The sequence below is a fragment of the Mesorhizobium sp. M0698 genome (assembly GCF_040320455.1).
Classification (GTDB): domain Bacteria; phylum Pseudomonadota; class Alphaproteobacteria; order Rhizobiales; family Rhizobiaceae; genus Mesorhizobium.
Map to the genome: position 1 here is coordinate 74305 of NZ_JAMYPQ010000009.1, position 20188 is coordinate 94492.

At 63.4% G+C, this 20188-nt stretch carries 24 protein-coding genes; 19 read left to right on the top strand and 5 right to left on the bottom strand.

Annotated features, from left to right (window positions below; all coding sequences use genetic code 11):
* The first annotated feature begins 46 nt into the window (after window positions 1-46).
* Window positions 47-1063 carry a zinc-dependent alcohol dehydrogenase family protein gene (locus tag NKI16_RS19165; RefSeq protein WP_023678014.1) on the top strand — a complete coding sequence of 339 codons (1017 nt, stop codon included), beginning with the start codon at window positions 47-49 and terminating at the stop codon, window positions 1061-1063.
* A 42-nt stretch (window positions 1064-1105) separates the two neighbouring features.
* On the opposite strand, the gene NKI16_RS19170 is transcribed toward NKI16_RS19165, so the two are convergent.
* From NKI16_RS19170 to NKI16_RS19180, 3 genes are all read right to left on the bottom strand, one after another.
* A complete protein-coding gene (locus NKI16_RS19170; RefSeq protein ID WP_352621490.1) occupies window positions 1106-2137 on the bottom strand; it encodes a tetratricopeptide repeat protein in 1032 nt (343 codons plus the stop codon).
* Window position 2138: 1 nt separating this feature from the next.
* Window positions 2139-2786, bottom strand: a complete 648-nt coding sequence (locus tag NKI16_RS19175) for a thiamine phosphate synthase (RefSeq protein ID WP_023678012.1) — start codon at window positions 2784-2786, stop codon at window positions 2139-2141.
* 176 nt (window positions 2787-2962) lie between these two features.
* Window positions 2963-3847, bottom strand: a complete 885-nt coding sequence (locus tag NKI16_RS19180) for a DMT family transporter (protein ID WP_023678011.1) — start codon at window positions 3845-3847, stop codon at window positions 2963-2965.
* 132 nt (window positions 3848-3979) lie between these two features.
* Between NKI16_RS19180 and NKI16_RS19185 the strand changes: the two genes are divergently transcribed.
* Window positions 3980-4429: an Lrp/AsnC family transcriptional regulator gene (locus NKI16_RS19185; RefSeq protein WP_023678010.1), complete on the top strand. Its 450-nt coding sequence runs from the start codon at window positions 3980-3982 to the stop codon at window positions 4427-4429.
* A 92-nt stretch (window positions 4430-4521) separates the two neighbouring features.
* On the top strand, window positions 4522-5292 hold the full coding sequence (locus tag NKI16_RS19190; protein ID WP_023678009.1) for a sulfite exporter TauE/SafE family protein: 771 nt from the start codon (window positions 4522-4524) through the stop codon (window positions 5290-5292).
* Window positions 5293-5332: 40 nt separating this feature from the next.
* On the opposite strand, the gene NKI16_RS19195 is transcribed toward NKI16_RS19190, so the two are convergent.
* The gene (locus NKI16_RS19195; RefSeq protein ID WP_023678008.1) at window positions 5333-5884 is read right to left on the bottom strand and encodes a DUF2269 family protein; all 552 of its coding nucleotides are present in this window, start codon (window positions 5882-5884) and stop codon (window positions 5333-5335) included.
* A gap of 579 nt (window positions 5885-6463) precedes the next feature.
* Between NKI16_RS19195 and rcdA the strand changes: the two genes are divergently transcribed.
* Entirely contained in the window at window positions 6464-6991 is a 528-nt protein-coding gene (rcdA, locus tag NKI16_RS19200; protein ID WP_023678007.1) for a protease adaptor protein RcdA, read from the top strand.
* A gap of 38 nt (window positions 6992-7029) precedes the next feature.
* On the opposite strand, the gene NKI16_RS19205 is transcribed toward rcdA, so the two are convergent.
* Window positions 7030-7347, bottom strand: coding sequence for a winged helix-turn-helix transcriptional regulator (locus NKI16_RS19205; protein WP_245274745.1), 318 nt, complete (start codon window positions 7345-7347; stop codon window positions 7030-7032).
* Window positions 7348-7539: 192 nt separating this feature from the next.
* On the opposite strand from NKI16_RS19205, the gene NKI16_RS19210 reads away from it, so the two are divergent.
* From NKI16_RS19210 to tilS, 15 genes are all read left to right on the top strand, one after another.
* Window positions 7540-8394, top strand: a complete 855-nt coding sequence (locus tag NKI16_RS19210; protein WP_023678005.1) for an SDR family oxidoreductase — start codon at window positions 7540-7542, stop codon at window positions 8392-8394.
* A gap of 265 nt (window positions 8395-8659) precedes the next feature.
* Window positions 8660-9172 carry a crossover junction endodeoxyribonuclease RuvC gene (gene ruvC, locus NKI16_RS19215; protein ID WP_023678004.1) on the top strand — a complete coding sequence of 171 codons (513 nt, stop codon included), beginning with the start codon at window positions 8660-8662 and terminating at the stop codon, window positions 9170-9172.
* 56 nt (window positions 9173-9228) lie between these two features.
* The gene (locus tag NKI16_RS19220; protein WP_023678003.1) at window positions 9229-9498 is read left to right on the top strand and encodes an AbrB/MazE/SpoVT family DNA-binding domain-containing protein; all 270 of its coding nucleotides are present in this window, start codon (window positions 9229-9231) and stop codon (window positions 9496-9498) included.
* The gene (locus NKI16_RS19225; RefSeq protein WP_023678002.1) at window positions 9476-9898 is read left to right on the top strand and encodes a type II toxin-antitoxin system VapC family toxin; all 423 of its coding nucleotides are present in this window, start codon (window positions 9476-9478) and stop codon (window positions 9896-9898) included. The genes NKI16_RS19220 and NKI16_RS19225 overlap by 23 nt, the downstream gene beginning before the upstream one ends.
* Before the next feature lie 13 nt (window positions 9899-9911).
* Window positions 9912-10532 (top strand): Holliday junction branch migration protein RuvA, encoded by a 621-nt coding sequence (gene ruvA / locus NKI16_RS19230; protein ID WP_023678001.1) that lies wholly within the window; start codon window positions 9912-9914, stop codon window positions 10530-10532.
* Window positions 10533-10572: 40 nt separating this feature from the next.
* On the top strand, window positions 10573-10857 hold the full coding sequence (locus NKI16_RS19235; RefSeq protein ID WP_023678000.1) for an AbrB/MazE/SpoVT family DNA-binding domain-containing protein: 285 nt from the start codon (window positions 10573-10575) through the stop codon (window positions 10855-10857).
* A gap of 46 nt (window positions 10858-10903) precedes the next feature.
* Window positions 10904-11944 carry a Holliday junction branch migration DNA helicase RuvB gene (gene ruvB / locus NKI16_RS19240; RefSeq protein WP_023677999.1) on the top strand — a complete coding sequence of 347 codons (1041 nt, stop codon included), beginning with the start codon at window positions 10904-10906 and terminating at the stop codon, window positions 11942-11944.
* Window positions 11945-12071: 127 nt separating this feature from the next.
* Window positions 12072-12542 carry a tol-pal system-associated acyl-CoA thioesterase gene (ybgC, locus tag NKI16_RS19245; RefSeq protein ID WP_023677998.1) on the top strand — a complete coding sequence of 157 codons (471 nt, stop codon included), beginning with the start codon at window positions 12072-12074 and terminating at the stop codon, window positions 12540-12542.
* 296 nt (window positions 12543-12838) lie between these two features.
* Window positions 12839-13549 carry a protein TolQ gene (tolQ, locus tag NKI16_RS19250; protein WP_023677997.1) on the top strand — a complete coding sequence of 237 codons (711 nt, stop codon included), beginning with the start codon at window positions 12839-12841 and terminating at the stop codon, window positions 13547-13549.
* Between the two features lie 9 nt (window positions 13550-13558).
* The gene (tolR, locus tag NKI16_RS19255; protein WP_023677996.1) at window positions 13559-14017 is read left to right on the top strand and encodes a protein TolR; all 459 of its coding nucleotides are present in this window, start codon (window positions 13559-13561) and stop codon (window positions 14015-14017) included.
* 7 nt (window positions 14018-14024) lie between these two features.
* Entirely contained in the window at window positions 14025-15182 is a 1158-nt protein-coding gene (gene tolA, locus NKI16_RS19260; protein WP_352569596.1) for a cell envelope integrity protein TolA, read from the top strand.
* 77 nt (window positions 15183-15259) lie between these two features.
* On the top strand, window positions 15260-16531 hold the full coding sequence (gene tolB / locus NKI16_RS19265; RefSeq protein ID WP_245274748.1) for a Tol-Pal system beta propeller repeat protein TolB: 1272 nt from the start codon (window positions 15260-15262) through the stop codon (window positions 16529-16531).
* A gap of 298 nt (window positions 16532-16829) precedes the next feature.
* Window positions 16830-17336: a peptidoglycan-associated lipoprotein Pal gene (pal, locus tag NKI16_RS19270; RefSeq protein WP_023677992.1), complete on the top strand. Its 507-nt coding sequence runs from the start codon at window positions 16830-16832 to the stop codon at window positions 17334-17336.
* Between the two features lie 188 nt (window positions 17337-17524).
* Window positions 17525-18634 (top strand): tol-pal system protein YbgF, encoded by a 1110-nt coding sequence (ybgF, locus tag NKI16_RS19275; protein WP_352621494.1) that lies wholly within the window; start codon window positions 17525-17527, stop codon window positions 18632-18634.
* A 54-nt stretch (window positions 18635-18688) separates the two neighbouring features.
* Complete coding sequence (gene tilS, locus NKI16_RS19280) at window positions 18689-20101, top strand: tRNA lysidine(34) synthetase TilS (RefSeq protein WP_352621495.1); 1413 nt, start codon at window positions 18689-18691, stop codon at window positions 20099-20101.
* Window positions 20102-20188: the final 87 nt, after the last annotated feature.

Consider the following 20188-nt stretch of genomic DNA (forward strand, 5'->3'; position numbering starts at 1 on the left):
GCAAGCGATTTTCTTCCGGCAGGACCCCAGCTGGAAAGGAACGACGATGAAGGCGATCGAATTGCAGAGCCCGGGCGGCCTCGAGAACCTCAGAATGGTCGAGCGGCCGATGCCTGAGCCAGGGCGCCAGGAGATGATTGTGAAGGTCAAGGCGACGGCGCTGAACTACCGCGATGCCGAGATCGTTCGCGGCAGCTATCACACGAAGTTTGCATTGCCGCTGGTGCCGCTGTCGGACGGCGTCGGCGAAGTCGTTGCCATCGGCGCCGAGGTCAGCCGGTTCAAGATCGGCGACCGGGTCTGCGGCACGTTCTGGCAGCGCTGGGTCGGCGGCAGTTTCGCCATGGCCGAGCCATCCTATCAACGTGGCGGCCCGATCGACGGGCTGCTCAGCGAATTTGCCCGGCTCGACGAACAGGCGGCGGTGCTGGCGCCGGCCAATCTGAGCGACCTCGAAGCGGCGACGCTGCCATGCGCCGGCGTGACGGCATGGCACGCGCTGTTTACGGAGGGCAGCGTCAAACCCGGCGACACCGTGCTTTGCCTCGGCACCGGCGGCGTTTCGCTGTTTGCGGTGCAGTTCGCCGCCGCTGCCGGGGCGCGCGTCATCGTGACGTCGAGCAGCGACGAGAAGCTTGCGCGGGCAAAGCAACTTGGCGCGCAGGATGGCGTGAACTATCGCAGCGTCCCCGATTGGGCATCGGCCGTGCTGGGATTAACGGATGGCCGCGGCGCCGACCATATCATCGAGGTTGGCGGACCGCAGAGTTTTGCACAATCGCTGAGGGCAGCGGCGCGCGGCGCCCAGATCAACGTCATCGGCTATCTCGGCGGCAGTGACGGCGCCATCAACCCGCTCGACATCTTCCGCCGGCAGGTCCGGGCGCGAGGCATACCGGTGGGCTCACGCGAATCCTTCGAGGCGATGAACCGCGCCATTGTCGTCAACCGGTTGAGACCGGTGATCGACCGGGTCGTGCCATGGAGCCGGGCCGCCGAAGCCTTTCGGTACCTTGAACACGGCTCTCCCTTCGGCAAGGTCGTGCTCGATCATACGCAATGAGTCCGCCTGATGAGCCTGGTGCAATGAGTCGCGAGACCGCGGTCAGGGCAGGCGGTTGGCCCGTTGCAGCGCCTGCTGCGTCTGCTCGTCGGTCAGGCCCTGCAGGAAATCGTCCATCTCTTGGTCGATGAGCCCGGCGCGGCGGGCGACAACATACCAGGCGCCGGCGAGGATCAGATCCGGGTCGGTGCCGATGCCGTTCATGTAGAGCTTGGCGAGACGGTTCTGGGCGGCGACATTGCCGCCCTCGGCGGCCTGCTTCATCCAGATGAAGCCGGATTTCAGGTCGCGGGCGCCGCCGCGCCCCTCGATCATCCAGGTTGCGAGATCGATCTGTGCCGTGTCGTAGTTCTGCCGCGCGGCCTGTGCCAGCAGGCCGCGGGCGCGGACATCGTCGCGCGGCTTGCCGCCGGCGCCATTGGCGTAGACCTGTGCCATCGCATATTGTGCGTCGGCAAGCCCGGTCGCGGCAGCGCGCTCGTAATAGGACACGGCTTTGGCAATACCGGCATCGCCGGGCTCCTGTTCGACCATCAGCTGCGCAAAATTGAACTGCGCCAGGCGGTTGCCGGCCTCGGCGGCGGCCTGCATCAGCGCATAGGCTTCCTTCTCGTCCTTTTTGACGTAGCGGCCGTCGAGCAGCATCAGCGCATACTGGAATTGCGATTCCGGCACGCCCTGCTCGGCGGCAAGCGCATACCACTTCGCCGCCCCTGCCGCGTCGACCGGCACGCCGAGGCCGCGCGACAATATCTCGGCCACCAGCGTCTGTGCCGCCGGATCGCCGTTTTGAGCGCGCGAAAGCGCAAGGTTGTAGGCCGTCTTGTAGAGCCCGCGCTGAAAGGCGCCGTAGGCAGCGTCGGACGGCTTTGCGCCGAAGCGGTCGGGGTTGATGGTATCGGCCGACGGCAACGGGGCGGTGGTGGCGGGCTGCGGCAATTGTGCGGCGATGGGCTTGTCGGCAGGTTCGCTGGAATCCGGCCTGGGCTGCGGCAGCGGAACGGGTTCCGCCGCTATCGCCTGCGTCACGGCCGTTGCAAGAAAGGCGCTGAAAAGGATTTTCCGCGAGAGCACGTCAGTCCTCGAAGCGCGGCGCGGTTTCGTCGAGCAGCGCGTTGGCGGCGGCGACCGCCATCTTCGGATCGACGCCGTCGGCGAAAACGGCGCTGGATAGCGCCACGAATTCAGCGCCGGTGGCGGCGACCGCTTCCACCGAGGCAAGATCCGATCCGGCCATGACGATGCAGGGGATATGGATGACGTCCGCCCACCATTGCCCGAGCGACAGGTTGCGGGGGTGCGGCTCAGGCTTGTTGTCGTAACCGAAACGGCCGAAGAAAATGTAATCAGGCCTGACCTCGCCGAGTTCCAGCGCATCGTCGCGGGTCTTGGCGCCGCCGGTGCCGACCATCATCCTGGCCTGGAAGTGTTCGATCGTTTCGGCGAGCTCGTCCTTGCCGACCTCGACATGGATGCCGTCGGCCTGGACGCGGCCGGCGATGCGGGTGTCGCCGGCAATGATGACGGCAATGCCGGCCGCTTGCGCCACCGGCACGATCTGCTCGGCAAAGGCTTGGAAAGAGGCCTCGTCCATACCGTTTTCCGGCAGGATAAGCGAGGCGACGTCACCGCCGTCGAAGGCCGCGGCGATGCGCTCGGCCGGCACGTTCGGCGGCGCGATCAGCACGATACGGCAGCGGTTGGGCGGCGTTGCGTCATTCATTGGTGTTCGGTCCCGGTTATCGCCTATGCCGGGCGAAGATGGTTGCATTGCGGCATAGAGCAAAGTGCGGGGATTGAACAGGCGGCAGGGGGATCACGTTTGCCGGCAACGATTCCATAGGGTTCGGCGCATGGCTGCCGTTAGCCGAAATTCTCCTCGCCTGGTCGCTTGCGGCCCTACGCAGGCACCTTCGATTTCCACAGCGACCAGCCGAGATTCATGCCGGCGGCGGCGACCAGGATGGCCGCGGCGCCGACGATCTGCGCCGGATGCAGCCGATGGCCGAAGGCGACGACATCGACGAGGATGGCGACGACTGGGTAGATGAAGGACAGCGATCCCTGCAGATGCGTCGGCAGCTTCTGGATGGCACCGTACATGAGGATGTACATCAGGCCGGTATGGACGATGCCGAGTGTCGCCAGCATGACCCAGCTCCGCGCATCGACGGGAAGGTGGGTGAGATTGGCGAAGGGTGCCAGCATGAGAACGCCGACGCAGACCTGGATCAGGGCGATCAGGTGCGGCGGCGTGCCTTTGAGCTTCTTGGTGACGATAGCCGCAACGGCCCAGAAGAAAGCCGCGGCCAGCGCCATCGCAATGCCGGTAAAGTAATCCGTACCATGATCGCCTGCATCGGGCGCGGCCTGCACGATCAGCAGCATGCCGGCGAAGGCGATGCCGAGCCAGGTCAGCTTGGTCACCGTCAGCCGTTCGGAGAAGAAGAGCGCGCCAAAACCCACCAGCATAAAGGGCTGCGTATTGTAGACAGCCGTGGCGATCGAGATCGACGCGCGGGAAAACGCGCTGAACAGCAACAGCCAGTTGATAACGATGGCAGCACCGCCGAGCGCCGCGATCGCGACAATGCGAAGCGACAGCCTGCCGCGCAGCAGTCCCAGCGCCGCGCAGATGATCAGCAGCGTTACCGCCCCGAAAGCACAGCGCCAGAACACCACGTCCATGATGGGTTGGCCGGAAAGCACGACGAACCAGCCGATCGTGCCGAGGATCGCCATCGCCGCCGTCATTTCGATCGTGCCGCGTACCGTGTTGTCCATGGATGCTCCTGAAATCCGTTGAGATTTTATAATCCCACAGCGGATCGGGTCTTTCCATCACTTCTAGTTGGTGATATGCATGATGAACCTCATTAAATTAGGTAAACATCGGCTTTTTCTTGGAATTGTAAAATGCTGGACGAGCTCGACAGAAAGCTCCTCGATATCCTGGTCAAGGATTCACGGACCTCGCTGAAGGAACTGGCGCTGCAGGTCGGGCTGTCGTCGCCAAGCGTTTCGGAGCGGCTTCGGCGGCTAGAGGATCGCGGCGTCATCCGCGCGTTCACCATCGACATCGATCCGCAGGCGCTCGGCTACGCCTTGCAGGCGATCGTTCGCATCCGGCCATTGCCGGGCAAGCTGCACATCGTCCAGAAGCTGATCGAGGAAATCCCGGAATTCGGCGAATGCGACAAGGTGACGGGCGATGACTGCTTCGTTGCCCGGCTGTTCGTCCGCTCGATCGGCGAGCTCGACGGGATTCTCGACCGCATCGCCGACAAGGCCGAAACCAGCACGGCCATCATCAAGGCGCAGCCGATCCGGAGACGCCCGCCACCGCTCGACATGCCAAACATGTGACGGGTTCGGTGGCGTGGCCCAAGTATTTGCGGTCGCGGTCCGATCATTTCTGGTTTATTCCAGAGATCACTTTCCCTCCAGCGTCCTTTCCCATGTCAGGCCTGCTCGTCGATCCCTGGTTCTATGCCGCGGCCATTCCGGCCGTCATCCTCGTCGGCCTGTCGAAAGGCGGCTTCGGCGGCGCCGTCGGCTTTGTCGGCGTGCCGTTGATGGCGCTGACCATGCCGCCGGTTCAGGCTGCCGCAATTCTTCTGCCAATTCTGTGCCTGATGGACATTGTCTCGGTGTGGACGTGGTGGGGTATCTTTGACCGCAAGATGCTGGCCGACATGATGCCGGGCGCCGTGATCGGCATCGCCCTTGGCTGGCTGACGGCGGCACTTGTAACCGAAGAGATGGTGCGGCTGATCGTCGGCGCGGTTGCCCTGATCTTCGTGCTGCGCTGGCTCTATTTGCAACTCCGCCACGGTGCCGGCCACGCGGCGGAGCCCAACCGCGTCGCTGCGGGCTTCTGGGGTACTGTTGCCGGGTTCACCAGCTTCGTCGCCCATGTCGGCGGCCCGCCTTTTCAGGTCTATGCGCTGCCGATCAGGCTCGATCCGAAGGTGCTGTCGGGCACCGCGGCGATCTTTTTCGCCGTCACCAACGCGCTGAAGCTCATCCCTTATTTCGCGCTCGGCCAGTTCGACGCCACCAATTTGACCGCGTCGGCGGTGCTGATGCCGCTGGCGCCGCTGTCGACAATCGCCGGCGCCTGGCTGGTGCGGCGGATGCGGCCGGAGCTGTTCTATCCCTTCACCTATGCGACCGTGGCGGTCGTCGCGGTCAAGCTTCTGTGGGACGGCATCGCCGGCCTCCTGTAAGACGGCGGCCCCATTCGGCCGCCGCCGGATTCCTTACACCTCAGGCGGCACTCGGCAGCAGCTGCCGCGTCCTGCCAAGCGCCAGGGCAATGCCGGTTGCCAGTACGAGCGCCATGCAGCCCAGAATGGTGATGTCGTGCAGCGTCGGCTTCAGCACCATGTCCGCGATGATCACCAGCATCACCGAATAGTCGAAGCGCGCGGCGCTGAGAACGCGCTGGCCCTGGGCAAGCACTGCCGGCGTCACGCCCTCCTTGGCGATCATGCCTGCCATGCGGTCGGCAGTCGGCTTGAAGATGAACATGCCGATGCAGAAGGTCGTCGCATAACCGGCAAGGCCGATCAGCACCCACAGATCGGAAAAGCCGACCCAGAAGCCGCACATGATGAGGCCGAAAAGCAATGTCAGCATCGACATCGGCGCGAAGAACCGGTTGCCGAGCTCGCCGGTGGCGCGCATCGCCTGCAGCATGCCTTCGACGTTTCCAGCGCGGTCGGCGCGTACCGCGAGCAGCATCAGCGTGAAGCCGCCGCCGACCCAGAGGATCGCCGAGACGATATGCAGAAATTTAACGGCCGAGTACCAGTCCATTATTCGCTCCTTGAGAGATTTGATGATTTGCCGGAGCGCAAGGTTTGCTCCGCCTCGTTGCGAGGAACGGGCGTTTAGCGCGGCGCCTGTTTCGGAACGATGTCGCGCGCAGTGCCGTTTTGTTTCGGTAAGCCGGTCACCATTTGGAGGAAACCATGGCGCAAGCGTCGCCCCGACTTTCCAGCCGGTGGTGTGAACGGCGCCGTGGCCAGTCAGCTGTGCTGTTACGGCACAGATGCTGGGCGCTTGATCGAAAAATATGCCCCGCGTTAAAGCTTCGTTAAGCTTTACAGGCGTTTACTATGTCCATCCAGTGATCTGGATTCTTACCGAGTGGTTGGAGCCACTTTGTTTGACGCCTCCCTGTTAAACTCCTGAGAGCCGCCTTATCCGCGGCTCTTTTTTTGTCCGCTGGCATGGGCGTTCTTCCGGCTAAATGCGGCCGTTAACCGTTTGTTAAACATGTGCTTGCCTTCGCTGGCAGCGAAGCGCATTTTCAAGCTTCAGTCGTTTAGGCTGCCGGATATGGCGGCCAAGAGCCGAATCGGCCGGCTGTCAGGCAAGTGCAGGGGCGTAGCGATGAACGAGCCTTCGAAGGCGAGCGCGAAAACCATCAAGCTGGCGGAGCGCCGGGTTTTCTCCCAATCCTTCAAGCCGCTCTATCAGGAAGGCATGGGCCTGGTCGAGCAGGCCGCCGAATATCTCGACGGCAAGGGCCGCGCCGAGGCCAAGAAGCTGTCGAGGCTGGCGGCGACGCTTTATGCGGCCGAATCGATGCGGCTGACCACCAGGCTGATGCAGGTCGCCTCGTGGCTGCTTTTGCAGCGGGCGGCGAATTCCGGCGAGATGACCCGCGATCAGGTGGCCTCAGAAAAATCCAAGGTGCGTCTCGATACCGCCTCCGCGCATGAGGAGGCGCCCGGCTGGGCCGAGCTGCCGACGGATTTCATCGATCTCGTCAACCGCTCGCTGCGCCTGCAGGCGCTGGTGCGCCGCATGGACGAGGAGATCTATGGCGGCCTCGCCGAGGTGCCGCCGTCGAGCCGTCGCCTCAATCCGGTGTCCGACCAGATCACGCTGCTCAACACGGCTTTCGCCCGCGGCTGAGAGAACGTTTCATAATTCTACTCCGGCGGCCATCTAGACTAACCGCGAAGGGATGGGCTCGCGATCATCAGGCGGGGAGAATCACGCAGCAGCAGGCGCGATCCGACCTCCACGATAGACCTGATCGCTGGGAGCAGCTCCTGCCCCAATGACGTCAGCTCATACTCCACGGTCGGCGGCGATGTCGGCATCACGTGGCGTGCGAGGACGCCACGCTCCTCGAGATCGCGCAACCTGCCGGTCAGCACCTTCGCCGAAATGGCTGGGATATCGCGGCGCAATTCGGAGAACCGGCGCGGGCCGTCGCTCAAGGACCAGAGCACCTCGGGTGTCCAGCACCCGCCAAGCAGCGCCATGCACCTCGACATGGGGCAGCCGGGAAGCGCCTTCACCTTCGTTCGCATCCTGAGGACCATCGCGCATCTTCCATGAGAGTTTCCAGTTGGATACCGGAAAATGATGGTAACTACAAGATACGTGGTTTCCGACGGTAACGAGAGCCGCTATCTGAGGCTCTCAATCCATCCAACCACGAAATGGACAGAACGATGTACGCAATAACTGGAGCAACAGGACAGCTTGGCCGTCTCGTGATCGACGCACTGCTGAAGACAGTTCCGGCCAGCCGGATCGTTGCGGCGGTTCGTGATCCGGCAAAGGCCAGCGATCTTGTCCAACGCGGCGTAGTCGTGCGGGAGGCGGACTATAATCGTCCCGACACGCTCCCGATGGCGCTGGCCGGCGTCGATAGACTGCTGCTGATTTCCTCGACCGAAGTCAGCGGCCGCTTGCCGCAGCATCGGTCAGTGATCAAGGCCGCCCAACGGGTGGGGGTTTCGCTGATCGCTTACACAAGCATGCTGCATGCGGACACGTCTCCCGCGAGGCTCGCGGTCGAACATCGGCAGACGGAGGAGGTCATCGCGGCCTCCGGCCTACCCGCCGTCATCCTGCGCAACGGCTGGTACACCGAGAACCATCTGATGGCACTCCCGGCGGCTCTGGAGCACGGCGCCTTCATCGGCGCCGCAAATGAGGGGCGCTTCTCGTCCGCGGCGCGGCAGGATTATGCCGAGGCCGCGGCCGTGGTGCTGACGAGCGAGGATCAAGCAGGGAGGACTTACGAGCTCGCCGCGGACCAAGCCTTCACGCTCGCCGAGCTTGCGGCGAAGGTCTCGCGGCAATCGGGCAAAGCGATCGCCTACAACGATCTTGCCGGGGCGGCCTATGAGGGTGTGTTGACAGGCGCCGGGCTGCCCGCCGATCTCGCCGCTATCCTGGCCGATGCCGACATTGCAGCCTCACGCGGAGCGTTGTTCGATGACGGCGGCGCCATGAGCCGGCTGATCGGTCGACCGACAACGCCACTGGAGAGCGTCGTTGCGGCAGCATTGCGCGGTTGAAACCGAGATGGCTGTCACATCCGCCAAAGGATCAGAGGACCGTCTGTCGCTCGCGCCAACAGTTATTCAAACGGCTAGACTAGCGCAGCCTTCTGCGCTTCCGGTGCTCGCGTACTTATGTACGCTCCGCTCCGGTTCTCGAAAACCACGCTATCTGTCTCGCCAGAGCGAATTCTCAAACATTCTCTAAACCAGACTCGGCTTGCTGTTTCTGGTTTGTTCACATTTCGCTGGCATCGCTGCTCGCCGGGGTTAAAGTTGACGGATGGGGGAAGCGATTCGCATCATCGGCATCGATCCAGGGCTGAGGCGCACCGGCTGGGGCATAGTCGAAAGCCTCGGCAATTCGCTTCGCTTCGTCGCTTCCGGCACGGTGCGGTCCGACGACAAGGCCGCGCTGGCGGTGCGTCTTTGCCAGTTGCATGACGGGCTCGCCGAGATCCTGCATGCCGCGATGCCGCACGAGGCGGCGGTCGAGCAAACTTTCGTCAACAAGGACGCGGCGGCGACGCTGAAACTCGGCCAGGCACGCGGCATCGCCATGCTGGTGCCGGCGCGTGCCGGCCTTGTCGTTGCCGAATATGCGCCAAACGCCGTCAAAAAGGCGGTGATCGGCGTCGGCCATGGCGACAAGAAGCAGATCCACATGATGGTCAAGGTGCTGATGCCGAAGGCGACTTTCGACAGCGACGACGCCGCCGACGCGCTGGCTATCGCCATCTGTCACGCGCATCACCGGCAGAGCATCGCCTACAGGATGGCGGCGCTGGCCGGATAAGTATGTTCTTGACTTGTTCTCCAGTGGGCAATAAGTAATACCAACGAGGTATTACCATGCGCGTTACCACCAAGGGCCAAGTGACCATCCCGAAGGAAATACGGGATCATCTGGGTATCGGCCCGGGCTCGGAGGTGGAGTTCGTCCCCACCGAGGACGGGGCTCGTGTCATAGCCGTCGACGAAAACATGTCGGAGGAGGAAGCCTCGCGCAGATTCAGCCAGATGCTCGATCGTATGGCCGGTACGCTGGATCTGGGAGGCATGACGACGGACGAATATATGGAATGGCTGAGGGGCCCACGTGAAGATCTCGACATTGATTGACACAAATGTCCTGATCGACGTTTGGGGTCCTGCCGGACGGGAGACGAAATGGTCGGCATCCGCGATTACCGCATGCCGGCGCGACGGCGCACTTGTTATCAATGCAATCGTCTGGTCCGAACTCGCGCCGTTGATTGCGACCGAACAGGCTCTTCGTCAAGCAGCCGACATGCTCAAGATGGATCGCGAATTCCTGCCGTGGGAAGCAGCCTTCCTCGCCGGTGTCACGCATTCCCGCTATCGCCGCGCCGGCGGCATTCGCGAACGAACGCTGCCGGATTTCTTTATTGGAGCCCATGCGGTTGTCGCCGGGCATCGCCTGCTGACGCGCAATGCCGCGCGCTATCGCGGCTATTTCCCGGACCTCGATATCATCTCTCCGGAAACCCACCCGGCATGATCGGCACGCTCAAATGATCGGCAAGCTAAAAGGCACGCTGGATGAGATCGACGAGGATTTCTGCATCGTCGACGTGCATGGCGTCGGCTATGTCGCCTACTGCTCGGCGCGCACGCTGGCGGCATTGCCGCGGCCGGGCGAGGCGGTCGTGCTGTTCATCGAGACCTATGTGCGCGAGGACATGCTGCGGCTCTATGGGTTCCAGTCGGTGCTGGAGCGCGAATGGTTCCGGCTGTTGATGAACAATGTGCAAGGCGTCGGCGCCAAGGTGGCGCTGGCCATCCTGTCGACGCTGGCGCCGGCCGATCTCGCCAATGCGATTGCGTTGCGCGATATCGCCATGGTCAGCCGTGCGCCGGGCGTCGGCAAGAAGGTGGCGGAGCGCATCGTCACCGAATTGAAGAACAAGGCGCCGGCCTATGCGGGCACTGCCTCCGGCACCATCGGCCTGAAGCAGGAGCTCGGCGAGGGCGTCGCCTCGGCGCCGATCACCGACGCCGTCTCGGCGCTGGTCAATCTCGGCTATTCGCGCGACACCGCCGCCAATGCGGTGGCGGCGGCGCTGAAGACGGCAGGCGAGGAGGCGGACGCGTCGAAGCTGATCCGCTTCGGGCTGAAGGAGCTGGCACGGTGAGACGTTGCCCGACAAATAAATTCCGACTAGGAACAAGAGCATGGTCGGATATGCAAGCTTGACCTCCAGGGGGCAGCTTACGATTCCAAAGAAAGTCCGGAACGAGTTGTCGCTCAAGTCAGGCGATACTGTTGCGTGGACGGTCGTGGATGGTCTCCTGATAGGAACGCCGCGCAATCTCGAATTTGCCGACCTCGCTGGATTTCTAGGCGATCCACCTGACGGGCCTGCTGCGCTGGAACAGATCGACGCGGTGGTAAGAGATGCAGTGGGCCGCCATGTTGTTGGCGAGGAGCACGGCGACGAACGAGAGGGTGCCGGGTGACGTTGATCGGTATCGATACAAACTTTTTCTTTCGGGCGGTATGCGCATGAGCCTTTCGCCACGCCTCATTGCTCCCGACAGACGCGGCGAGGACGCCGAGCAGACCTTGCGGCCGCAGACGCTTGGCGACTTCGTCGGCCAGGCGGCGGTGCGGGCCAATCTCAAAGTGTTCATCGAGGCCGCCAAGGGGCGCAGCGAAGCGCTCGACCATGTGCTGTTCGTCGGCCCGCCCGGCCTCGGCAAGACGACGCTGGCGCAAATCATGGCGCGCGAGCTCGGCGTGAATTTCCGCTCGACCTCGGGTCCGGTCATCGCCAAGGCCGGTGATCTGGCGGCGCTGCTCACCAACCTCGAAGACCGCGACGTGCTGTTCATCGATGAGATCCACCGGCTCAACCCGGCGGTCGAGGAAATCCTCTATCCGGCGATGGAGGATTTCCAGCTCGACCTGATCATCGGCGAGGGGCCGGCGGCGCGCTCGGTCAAGATCGACCTGGCCCGCTTCACGCTTGTCGCCGCCACCACCCGGCTCGGCCTGTTGACCAACCCGCTGCGCGACCGCTTCGGCATTCCGGTGCGGCTCAATTTCTACTCGGTCGAGGAACTCGAGCAGATCGTGCGGCGTGGCGCCCGCATCCTTGCCATGCCGCTCGGCGACGACGGTGCTTTGGAGATCGCCCGGAGGGCGCGCGGCACGCCGCGCATCGCCGGCCGGCTGTTGCGCCGGGTGCGCGACTTCGCCAGCGTTGCCGGCGACGGCCATGTCGACCGCAAGGTCGCCGACGAGGCGCTGACGCGGCTGGAGGTCGACGGGCTCGGCCTCGACGCGCTCGACCGCCGTTATCTGTCGATGATCGCACGGAATTTCGGCGGCGGGCCGGTCGGCATCGAGACCATCGCGGCCGGGCTTTCCGAGCCACGCGATGCCATCGAGGACATCATCGAACCCTTTCTGATCCAGCAAGGCTTCATCATGCGTACCCCGCGCGGCCGCGTGCTGGCGGCCAATGCCTGGCGGCATCTCGGCCTCGACGCGCCAAAGGACCTGGCGCAGCAGCAGATCAGCCTGTTCCAGGAAGAACCCTAAGTTCCGCTACTTATGGCTCGGTGCTGGCAGTTCCCCGGCCCAGCCCTCCAGGTCTTGATCATCGCCGGTCTATGCGCAAAACAGGTGTTGCTTGAAACAGGGCCTGTCGGGCCAAAAGGACAGCGCAATGGACGATCACGGTGAATCGGCATTGTCCGCCGGACTTTCCGGCGCGCTGACGGAATTCGGCCATCGACTGATGGCGCGGGTCTATTATGCAGACACCGATTTTTCCGGCGTCGTCTACCACGCGCGCTATCTCGAATTCTTCGAGCGCGGCCGGTCCGACTATCTGCGGCTGGCCGGCGTCCACCACACCGAGCTTGCCGACGGCAAGCATGGCGAGAAAATAGTCTGGGTGGTGCGGCGCATGGAGATCGATTTCCGCGGTTCGGCCCGCATGGATGACATCCTGACCATCGATACGCGCACCGACGAGATTTCCGGCGCCCGCATCGTCATGGCGCAGCAATTGAAGCGCGGCAGCGAAGTGCTGGTCGAGGCGCGTGTCGAAGCGGCGATCGTCGGCGAGAACGGGCGGCCGCGGCGCTTTCCCAAGGACTGGATCGCAGCCTTCATGCCCAGAACGCGCAAATAAAGGTTCAGAGGCGGACGATCCCGGAGCTCCCGGTCCAGGCCAGAATCGCGAGGCGGCCTATCAGGGCGCGGCAATGCGCCGCGCTGTACGTCCTAACCCATCCTTAACCATAACGGTCCATGAAGGGATTGGTTAAGATTGGGAGAATCCAAGCGCCTTCCTTTCACCAATATTTGCCCCGAAAAGGCCGCCAACGGTGCATTTGGGGTTATTCCGCAAGCCTGACGCGAACGGACCACAAGGGATGCCCATGGGCCAGCCGCCAGCCACGCCCGGAAAATCTTTAAGGACGTAACATGGAAAACATCGCTCTCGCCGAACCGGGCGCGCATTTATCGATTTGGGCCTTGTTCATGCAGGCCGGTTGGGTGGTCAAGCTGGTCATGATCGGGCTGCTTGGTGCCTCGATCTGGACCTGGGCGATCATCGTCGACAAGCTCGTCGCCTATGCCCGCATGCGGCTGGCGCTCAACCGCTTCGAACAGGTGTTCTGGTCGGGGCAGTCGCTGGAAGAGCTTTACCGCACGCTCGCCGACCGCAAGACGACCGGCATGAGCGCGATCTTCGTCGCCGCCATGCGCGAATGGAAGAAGAGCTTCGAGAAAGGCGCGAAATCGCCACTCGGCCTGCAGACCCGCATCGACAAAGCGATGGATCTGGCGCTGACCCGCGAGATGGAAAAGCTTGAAGGGCGGCTCGGCTTTCTCGCCACCACCGGCTCGGCGGCGCCCTTCATCGGCCTGTTTGGCACGGTTATCGGCATCATGACCTCGTTCCAGGCGATCGCCGCCTCGAAGAACACCAGCCTATCGGTGGTCGCGCCCGGCATCGCCGAAGCGCTGCTGGCGACGGCCATCGGCCTGCTCGCCGCAATCCCGGCCGTCATCGCCTACAACAAGCTGTCGTCCGACGCGAGCAAGATCGCGGTGCGCATGGAAGGGTTCGCGGATGAGTTCTCCGCCATACTCTCGCGCCAAATCGATGAAAAAGTCGCGCAGAAGGCTTGAGGAACGATCATGGGAATGTCTGTAGGCGCGGGTGGCGGAGGGCGCGGTGGTCGAGGCCACAGGCGGCGCGGCCGCCATCACGCGATGATATCGGAAATCAATGTCACGCCGATGGTCGACGTGATGCTGGTGCTGCTGATCATCTTCATGGTCGCCGCACCCATGTTGACGGTCGGCGTGCCGGTCACCCTGCCGGAGACGAAGGCCAAGGCGATGAACGCCGATACCCAGCCGATTACGATTACGATCGACGGCACAGGCAAGATCTTCGTGCAGGAGACCGAAATCCCGCAGGAGGAGCTGATCGCCAAGCTGAAGGCGATTTCTAAGACCGGCTACGAAGAGCGCATTTACGTCAAGGGCGACAAGACCACCAATTATGGCGACGCGATGGTGGTGATGGGTCTCATCCAGGACGCAGGCTACAAGAACCTCGGCCTGATTACACTGCCGAAACAGGATCAATAAACGCGAGATGAGGACCGGCCTCACCACATCGGTGATCTTGCATACGGTGGCGATCGCCTTCGGGCTGTTCACGTTGTCCTCGCCGCCCGCGATGCCTGCGTCCGATGCGGAATCGGTGTCGGTCGAGATCGTGCCGATGGAAGCGACGGCACAGGTCCTGCAAGGCGACAAGAAGGCTGTAATGCACGACAAGCCGGCGCCGGTACCGACGCAGCGTCCCGACATCGTTCCCGATGCCCAGAAAGTCGGCGATAACAGCGTCGACACCGACAAGCCGCCGACACCTGAGCCCAAGCCCCAGCCAGTCGACATGACGGCGGCTCCGCCACCCGCGCCGACGCCGGTCGAAAAGCCCAAGCCCGAGGACGTGCCGAAGCCGAAGGAAGAGCCGAAGCCTATTCCCGCTACGGAGGTGGCGCCGGTGCCGCAGCCGAAGGAAGAGGTCAAGCCCGAACCTGTCAAGCAGACCGAGCCCAAGCCGACGCCGGCCAAGGAGCCGACGCCCACGCCGCCGCAGGACAAGACTGCCGCGATCGATCCGCAGCCCGAGGTCAAGCCGGATGCCGTCGCCGAGGCGATTGCCAAGCAACCGCCAACCGAGGAGGCGCAGCTTCCGGACTCGGCGCCAGCACCCGAGGCTCGGCCAAAGCCGCAGCCGGCCCAGGCCGAGAGCGCCAAGGCACCGGAGCGCAAGGACGCCGACAAGCCGGTCAAGGAAGCCTCATCCAAGCCGAAATCGGACGACAAGCAATTCAACGCCGACGAGATTTCGGCTTTGCTCGACAAGCGCAAGCCGTCGGGCGGCGGCGCCAAGCGCTCGACCCAGCAGGCATCGCTCGGCGGCGAGAAGGATCAGGGCCAGAAGCTTTCGAAATCGGAGCAGGGGGCATTGGAGGCCCAGCTTGGTGGTTGCTGGACGCTTCCGGCAGGGCTCGAGGGTTCGGAGAATTTCGTCGTCGTGGTCCGGTTTAATCTGGACGCCTCCGGCAAGCTGGATGGCCGGCCGAGCGTTGAAAAGTCGAGCGGAAACCGCCCGTTTGACGAAAGCGCAGTGCGCGCGGTTCAGAAATGCGATGTGGCCGGCCTGCAGGTTCCGGCGGGCAAGCAAGACATCTGGTCCGACGTTCGGGTCACTTTTGACCCCAGGGAGATGCTCGGTCTTTAGGCCCGGCGCTACAGAATCAGCGAAAGAAGCGAGAAGACATGAAATCCATCCTCAAGCCGCTCCTGACGATCGCAGCGATGGCGCTGGGTATGACTGTTGCTGTCACCCTGCCGGCGCGGGCGCTCGTTGAGCTCAACGTCAACAAGGGCAATGTCGAGCCGTTGCCGATCGCCATCACGGACTTCCAGGGCGGCGATGCGCTCGGCGCCGAGATTTCCGGCATCGTCAGTGCCGACCTGAAACGCTCCGGCCTGTTCGCGCCGATCGACAAAAGCGCTTTCATTGAAAAGATCTCGAACCCGGATGCCACGCCGCGCTTCGAAGACTGGAAGGTGATCAATGCGCAGGCGCTGGTCACCGGCAGTGTCGGCAAGGAGGCTGACGGCCGCATTCGCGCCCAGTACCGGTTGTGGGACACGTTTGCCGGCCAGCAGATGTCGGGCGAGCAGTTCTTCGCCAACGACGCCAATACCAGGCGCGTCGCCCATATCATCGCCGATGCGATCTACGAGCGGCTGACCGGCGAGAAGGGCTATTTCGACACGCGCGTTGTCTTCATCGACGAGTCCGGTGCCAAGAATGCGCGCAAGAAGCGGCTTGCCATCATGGACCAGGACGGCGCCAACGTCCGCTATCTCTCGAACGGCAAATCGATCGTGCTGACGCCGCGCTTCTCGCCGAACCGGCAGGAAATCACCTACATGTCCTATGAAAGCGGTCAGCCGCGGGTGTATCTTTTGCAGATCGAGACGGGGCAGCGCGAGCTGGTCGGCAATTTCCCCGGCATGACGTTTGCGCCGCGCTTTTCGCCCGACGGCCAGAAGGTGATCATGAGCCTGCTGCGCGATGACGGCAATTCCAACATCTTCGCCATGGATCTGAGAAGCCGCTCGACGACCAGGCTCACCAACTCGACCGCCATCGACACCTCACCGTCCTACTCGCCTGACGGCAGCAAGGTGGTGTTCACCTCGGATCGCGGCGGCCGCGCGCAGATCTATGTGATGGGCGCCGACGGCTCGGGCCAGACCCGCATCTCGTTCGGCGACGGCGTCTATTCGACGCCGGTGTGGTCGCCGCGCGGCGATCTCATCGCCTTCACCAAGCAGACCGGCGGCGAATTCCAGATCGGCGTCATGCGCACCGACGGTTCGGGTGAGCGCATCCTGTCCACCGGCTTTCAGCAGGAAGGGCCGACCTGGGCGCCCAACGGCCGGGTGCTGATGTTCTTCCGCGATTCGAACGGTGGACCAAAACTTGTTTCGGTCGATCTCACCGGCCGCAACGAACAGTCGATCCCGACGGCGAACTTCGCCTCGGATCCGGCCTGGTCGCCGTTGCTCGAATAGTCCCGGGCAAGGATGTTCAACTCGAGCATCCTTTGCTCCCAGTTGCACGCCGGCAACGGTGCCCGAAAAGCGCCGTTTCCGGCCTGTTTTCCACGTGTCGGTCGCGTTTTGGCCGCATTTCCGCCTACGGTCCGCGCTCATTGTGGCTCATCGGGGTGGCTCCTCAGGATATCCCCTGCATAAGGGCTGCGGACGGCAGCCGAAACCAAATTTTAACCGTGTTTCTTGAGCGCCGGTTAACCCAAACGTGGTTACTGGACGATCAATGAAATCACTCGAATTGCGAAGGAGAGGCGGCATGGGCCGTATCGCAGCACTTACCACAAACCCGGTCATGATCGCGCTGGTCGCGATGCTCGCGATCACCGGTTGCGCCTCGAAGAAGACGCCGAACAGCGCCGCCGATCTCGGCCTCAACGGCGCCGGCGCGGCAACGCCCGGGTCGGCCCAGGACTTCACCGTCAACATCGGCGACCGCATCTTCTTCGACACCGATTCATCCTCGATCCGCGCTGATGCGCAGACGACTCTGTCGCGCCAGGCGCAGTGGCTGAACCAATACAAGCAGTACGCCATCGTCATCGAAGGCCATGCCGACGAGCGCGGCACGCGCGAATACAATCTGGCGCTCGGCGCCCGCCGTGCTGCCGCCACACGCGACTTCCTGGTCGCTAAGGGTGTTTCGGCGCAGCGCCTGAAGACCATTTCCTACGGCAAGGAGCGTCCGGTCGCCGTTTGCGACGACATCTCCTGCTGGTCGCAGAACCGCCGCGCCGTAACCACGCTGGGCGGCGCCGGTTCTTGATCGGCATAAATGCAACACTTGGTGCGAAAGGCGGCCAAAAGGCCGCCTTTTTCATATCTCCTCGCTCCAAACAAAATTTGGCCGAAGTCTCACGTCCTGTTAAGAGCCGAGAGCGTCTGGCTAGTCCCCAGTTGACTGGTCTACTTCGAATGAGAGGCGCGCAACAATGGTTTCACGGCGAGAGGCACATGCATTTCAGATCGGTCTTGAGCGGCACGCTTGCGCTGCTGCTCGTATCAAGTATCGCGGCACTTGCTGACGGGGCAAACGGCACCGGGCAGTCATCGGAAAGCGGTTTTTCCTTCCATCTGCCGACGATCAAACTGCCCGGCATTTTCGGCGAAAAGAAAAAGCCGGATCAGGTTCAATTCGCGCAACAGGATGGCACCGGCACTCCGGCGCTGGAGGAACAGCTCCGGCAGATGAATGGCAAGATCGAGGAACTCAATTTCCAGGTCCTGCAGATGCAGGAGCAGATCCGCAAGCAGCAGGAAGACAACGAATTCCGCTTCCAGCAGTTGGAAGGCGGTCCGCAAGGCGCGCAGCAGCCGGCCGAGCAGAAGAAGTCCGAGGTGGCGCCTAGCAGCGACAGCCCCAACGGCGACAGTAACGTGGCGGAGGCGCCGGGGACGCCGGCTCCGGCCGATGCGGGCAAGGCGGCAGACGGCGACAAGAGCGTCGAGGACGTCATCGTCGAATCGCCCAACGGCGATCCCGGCAAGCTGATCCCCGGCGCGCCGCCCAAGACGTTCGGCACCATCACCGTCGACAAAAACGGCAATGTCGTCGAAGCCGACGGCAATGCGCAAGCGAATGCGCCGCAGCAGAATACGGCCCCAGCCAACGGCGCCAGCGCAGCCGGCAACAAGGCCGGTAAATCCGATGATACGGTGGTCGCGGCACTCCCGTCGACCAACGATCCGGAAGAGCTTTACCGCAATTCTTACCAGTTCATCCTGTCGGGCGACTACAGCACCGCCGAACAGGGCTTCCGCGACCATATCGCCCGTTTTCCCAGAGACGCCAAGGCGGCGGACGCGCATTACTGGCTCGGTGAATCGCTGCTCGGCCAGCAGAAATACCGCGATGCGGCCGAGACTTTCCTCGCTGCCAGCAAGGACTATCCCAAGGCCAAGAAGGCGCCCGACATGCTGCTGAAACTCGGCGTTTCACTGGTCGGGCTGAAGCAGCGCGACGTGGCCTGCGCCACTTTCAGCGAGATCGGCAAGCGCTACCCCGATATTTCCGGCGCGCTCAAGGAGCGGGTCAAGCAGGAAAGGGCACTCGCGGCGTGCTAGTTTTTCTGTTGCATGTCGTAGCCCCAAAACCGGGTCCACTTTTGGACGACATGCATGACGCTCGACACCGAGCCTGACCTTTCGGATTTTTCGCAGATCGACTTTTCCAACGGCGCTGTTGCCGCCGTGTCCGGCGGCAGCGACTCGACCGCCCTCCTCCTCCTCCTCAAAGCCCATCTCGACCGTACCGCGCCGGCAACGAAATTGCTGGCGGTGACGATCGATCACCAATTGCGGCCGCAAGCGGCAGCGGAAGCGCAAGCCGTGGCCAGGCTGTGCGCGGCGCGCGGCATTGCCCATCGCATCCTCGGCTGGTCGGGGCACAAACCATCGACCGGCCTGCCCGCCGCCGCGCGCGAAGCCCGATACCGGCTGCTCGCCGAGGCCGCCGAAGCGGCAGGCATCGGCCTGATCCTGACCGGCCACACCGCCGACGACCAGGCCGAGACCGTGCTGATGCGGCAAGCACGTGACGACGGGCCAGGTGAGGAGAGGCCGCGCGACGAAGGGCGGGGCCTTGCCGGCATGGCGCCGGCAACCCTCTACGATTGGCGGCACTGGATCGTGCGGCCGCTGCTCGGCGTGCGGCGTGCTGAGCTGCGCGAATTGCTGCAACGCGAACAGGTCGCCTGGATCGAAGATCCGACCAATGCCGACACCGCTTTCGAGCGGCCGCGCGTCCGCGCAGCACTTGCCGAAGGCGATGGTGCGCCTCGCGTGGCTGAAGCGATAGCGCTGGCCAGAAAGGCGGCGGCCGAGCGTGAGCAGTTAGGACATCGCGCGGCCATGCTGATCCGCAGCTTGGCCTCCAGGCCGGCCGCCGGCCTCGTCCGCCTCGATCGGGATTTTGCGACGGCCGCCGACAGCCGGGCGGCCATTTATGCGCTGCGCATCCTGCTGGCGGCGACCGGCGGCACCGCCTTCCTTCCCGACCAGGCCCGCAGCGAAGCCCTTTTCGGCCGGTTCCGCACCGGGCCGCTTTGTGCCACATTGTCGCGGACCGTGATCGATGCCCGGCGTACGGGCATCTTTCTGCACCGCGAATTGCGGGATCTGCCGCCCGCTGTTGCGGTTTCCGGCAATGCGCTTTGGGACTGCCGCAGACGGATCACATTGGGCGACAGTTCAGGTGCATTGTTGATCGCGCCGCTGTTGGTAGCACCGCTCGGGGCGGCTCTTGCCGCAAAGCGGGCAATTGAAGGGCATGGCACGCCGGCAAGCCTTGTACGTGCCGCCTTGGCCGCCGAGCCGGCGCTCTGGCGGGACGGCGAATGCCTTGGTTTGCTCGGGGAAGGCCCGATGCCGGCGGCTGTCGCCGCATATCCGGCAGTCGCGCCCTTCGCCCGTTTCCTGCCGTCCTTCGATCTGGCGCCGGCCGATGCCGTCGCCGCCTTGCTTGGCGCGGCGCCGGTTCCAGCCTCGCCATTCGGTGGCCACAGTGCCGGCCTACCACGGGCGAATGCTTAACCGAGACCTGCTGTTATGCTTGGCAAGGGGGAACGCTCTCCCTATGTTAGGGCCAAGTTTCCTCTCACGACGCGTGTCCGCCCAGCG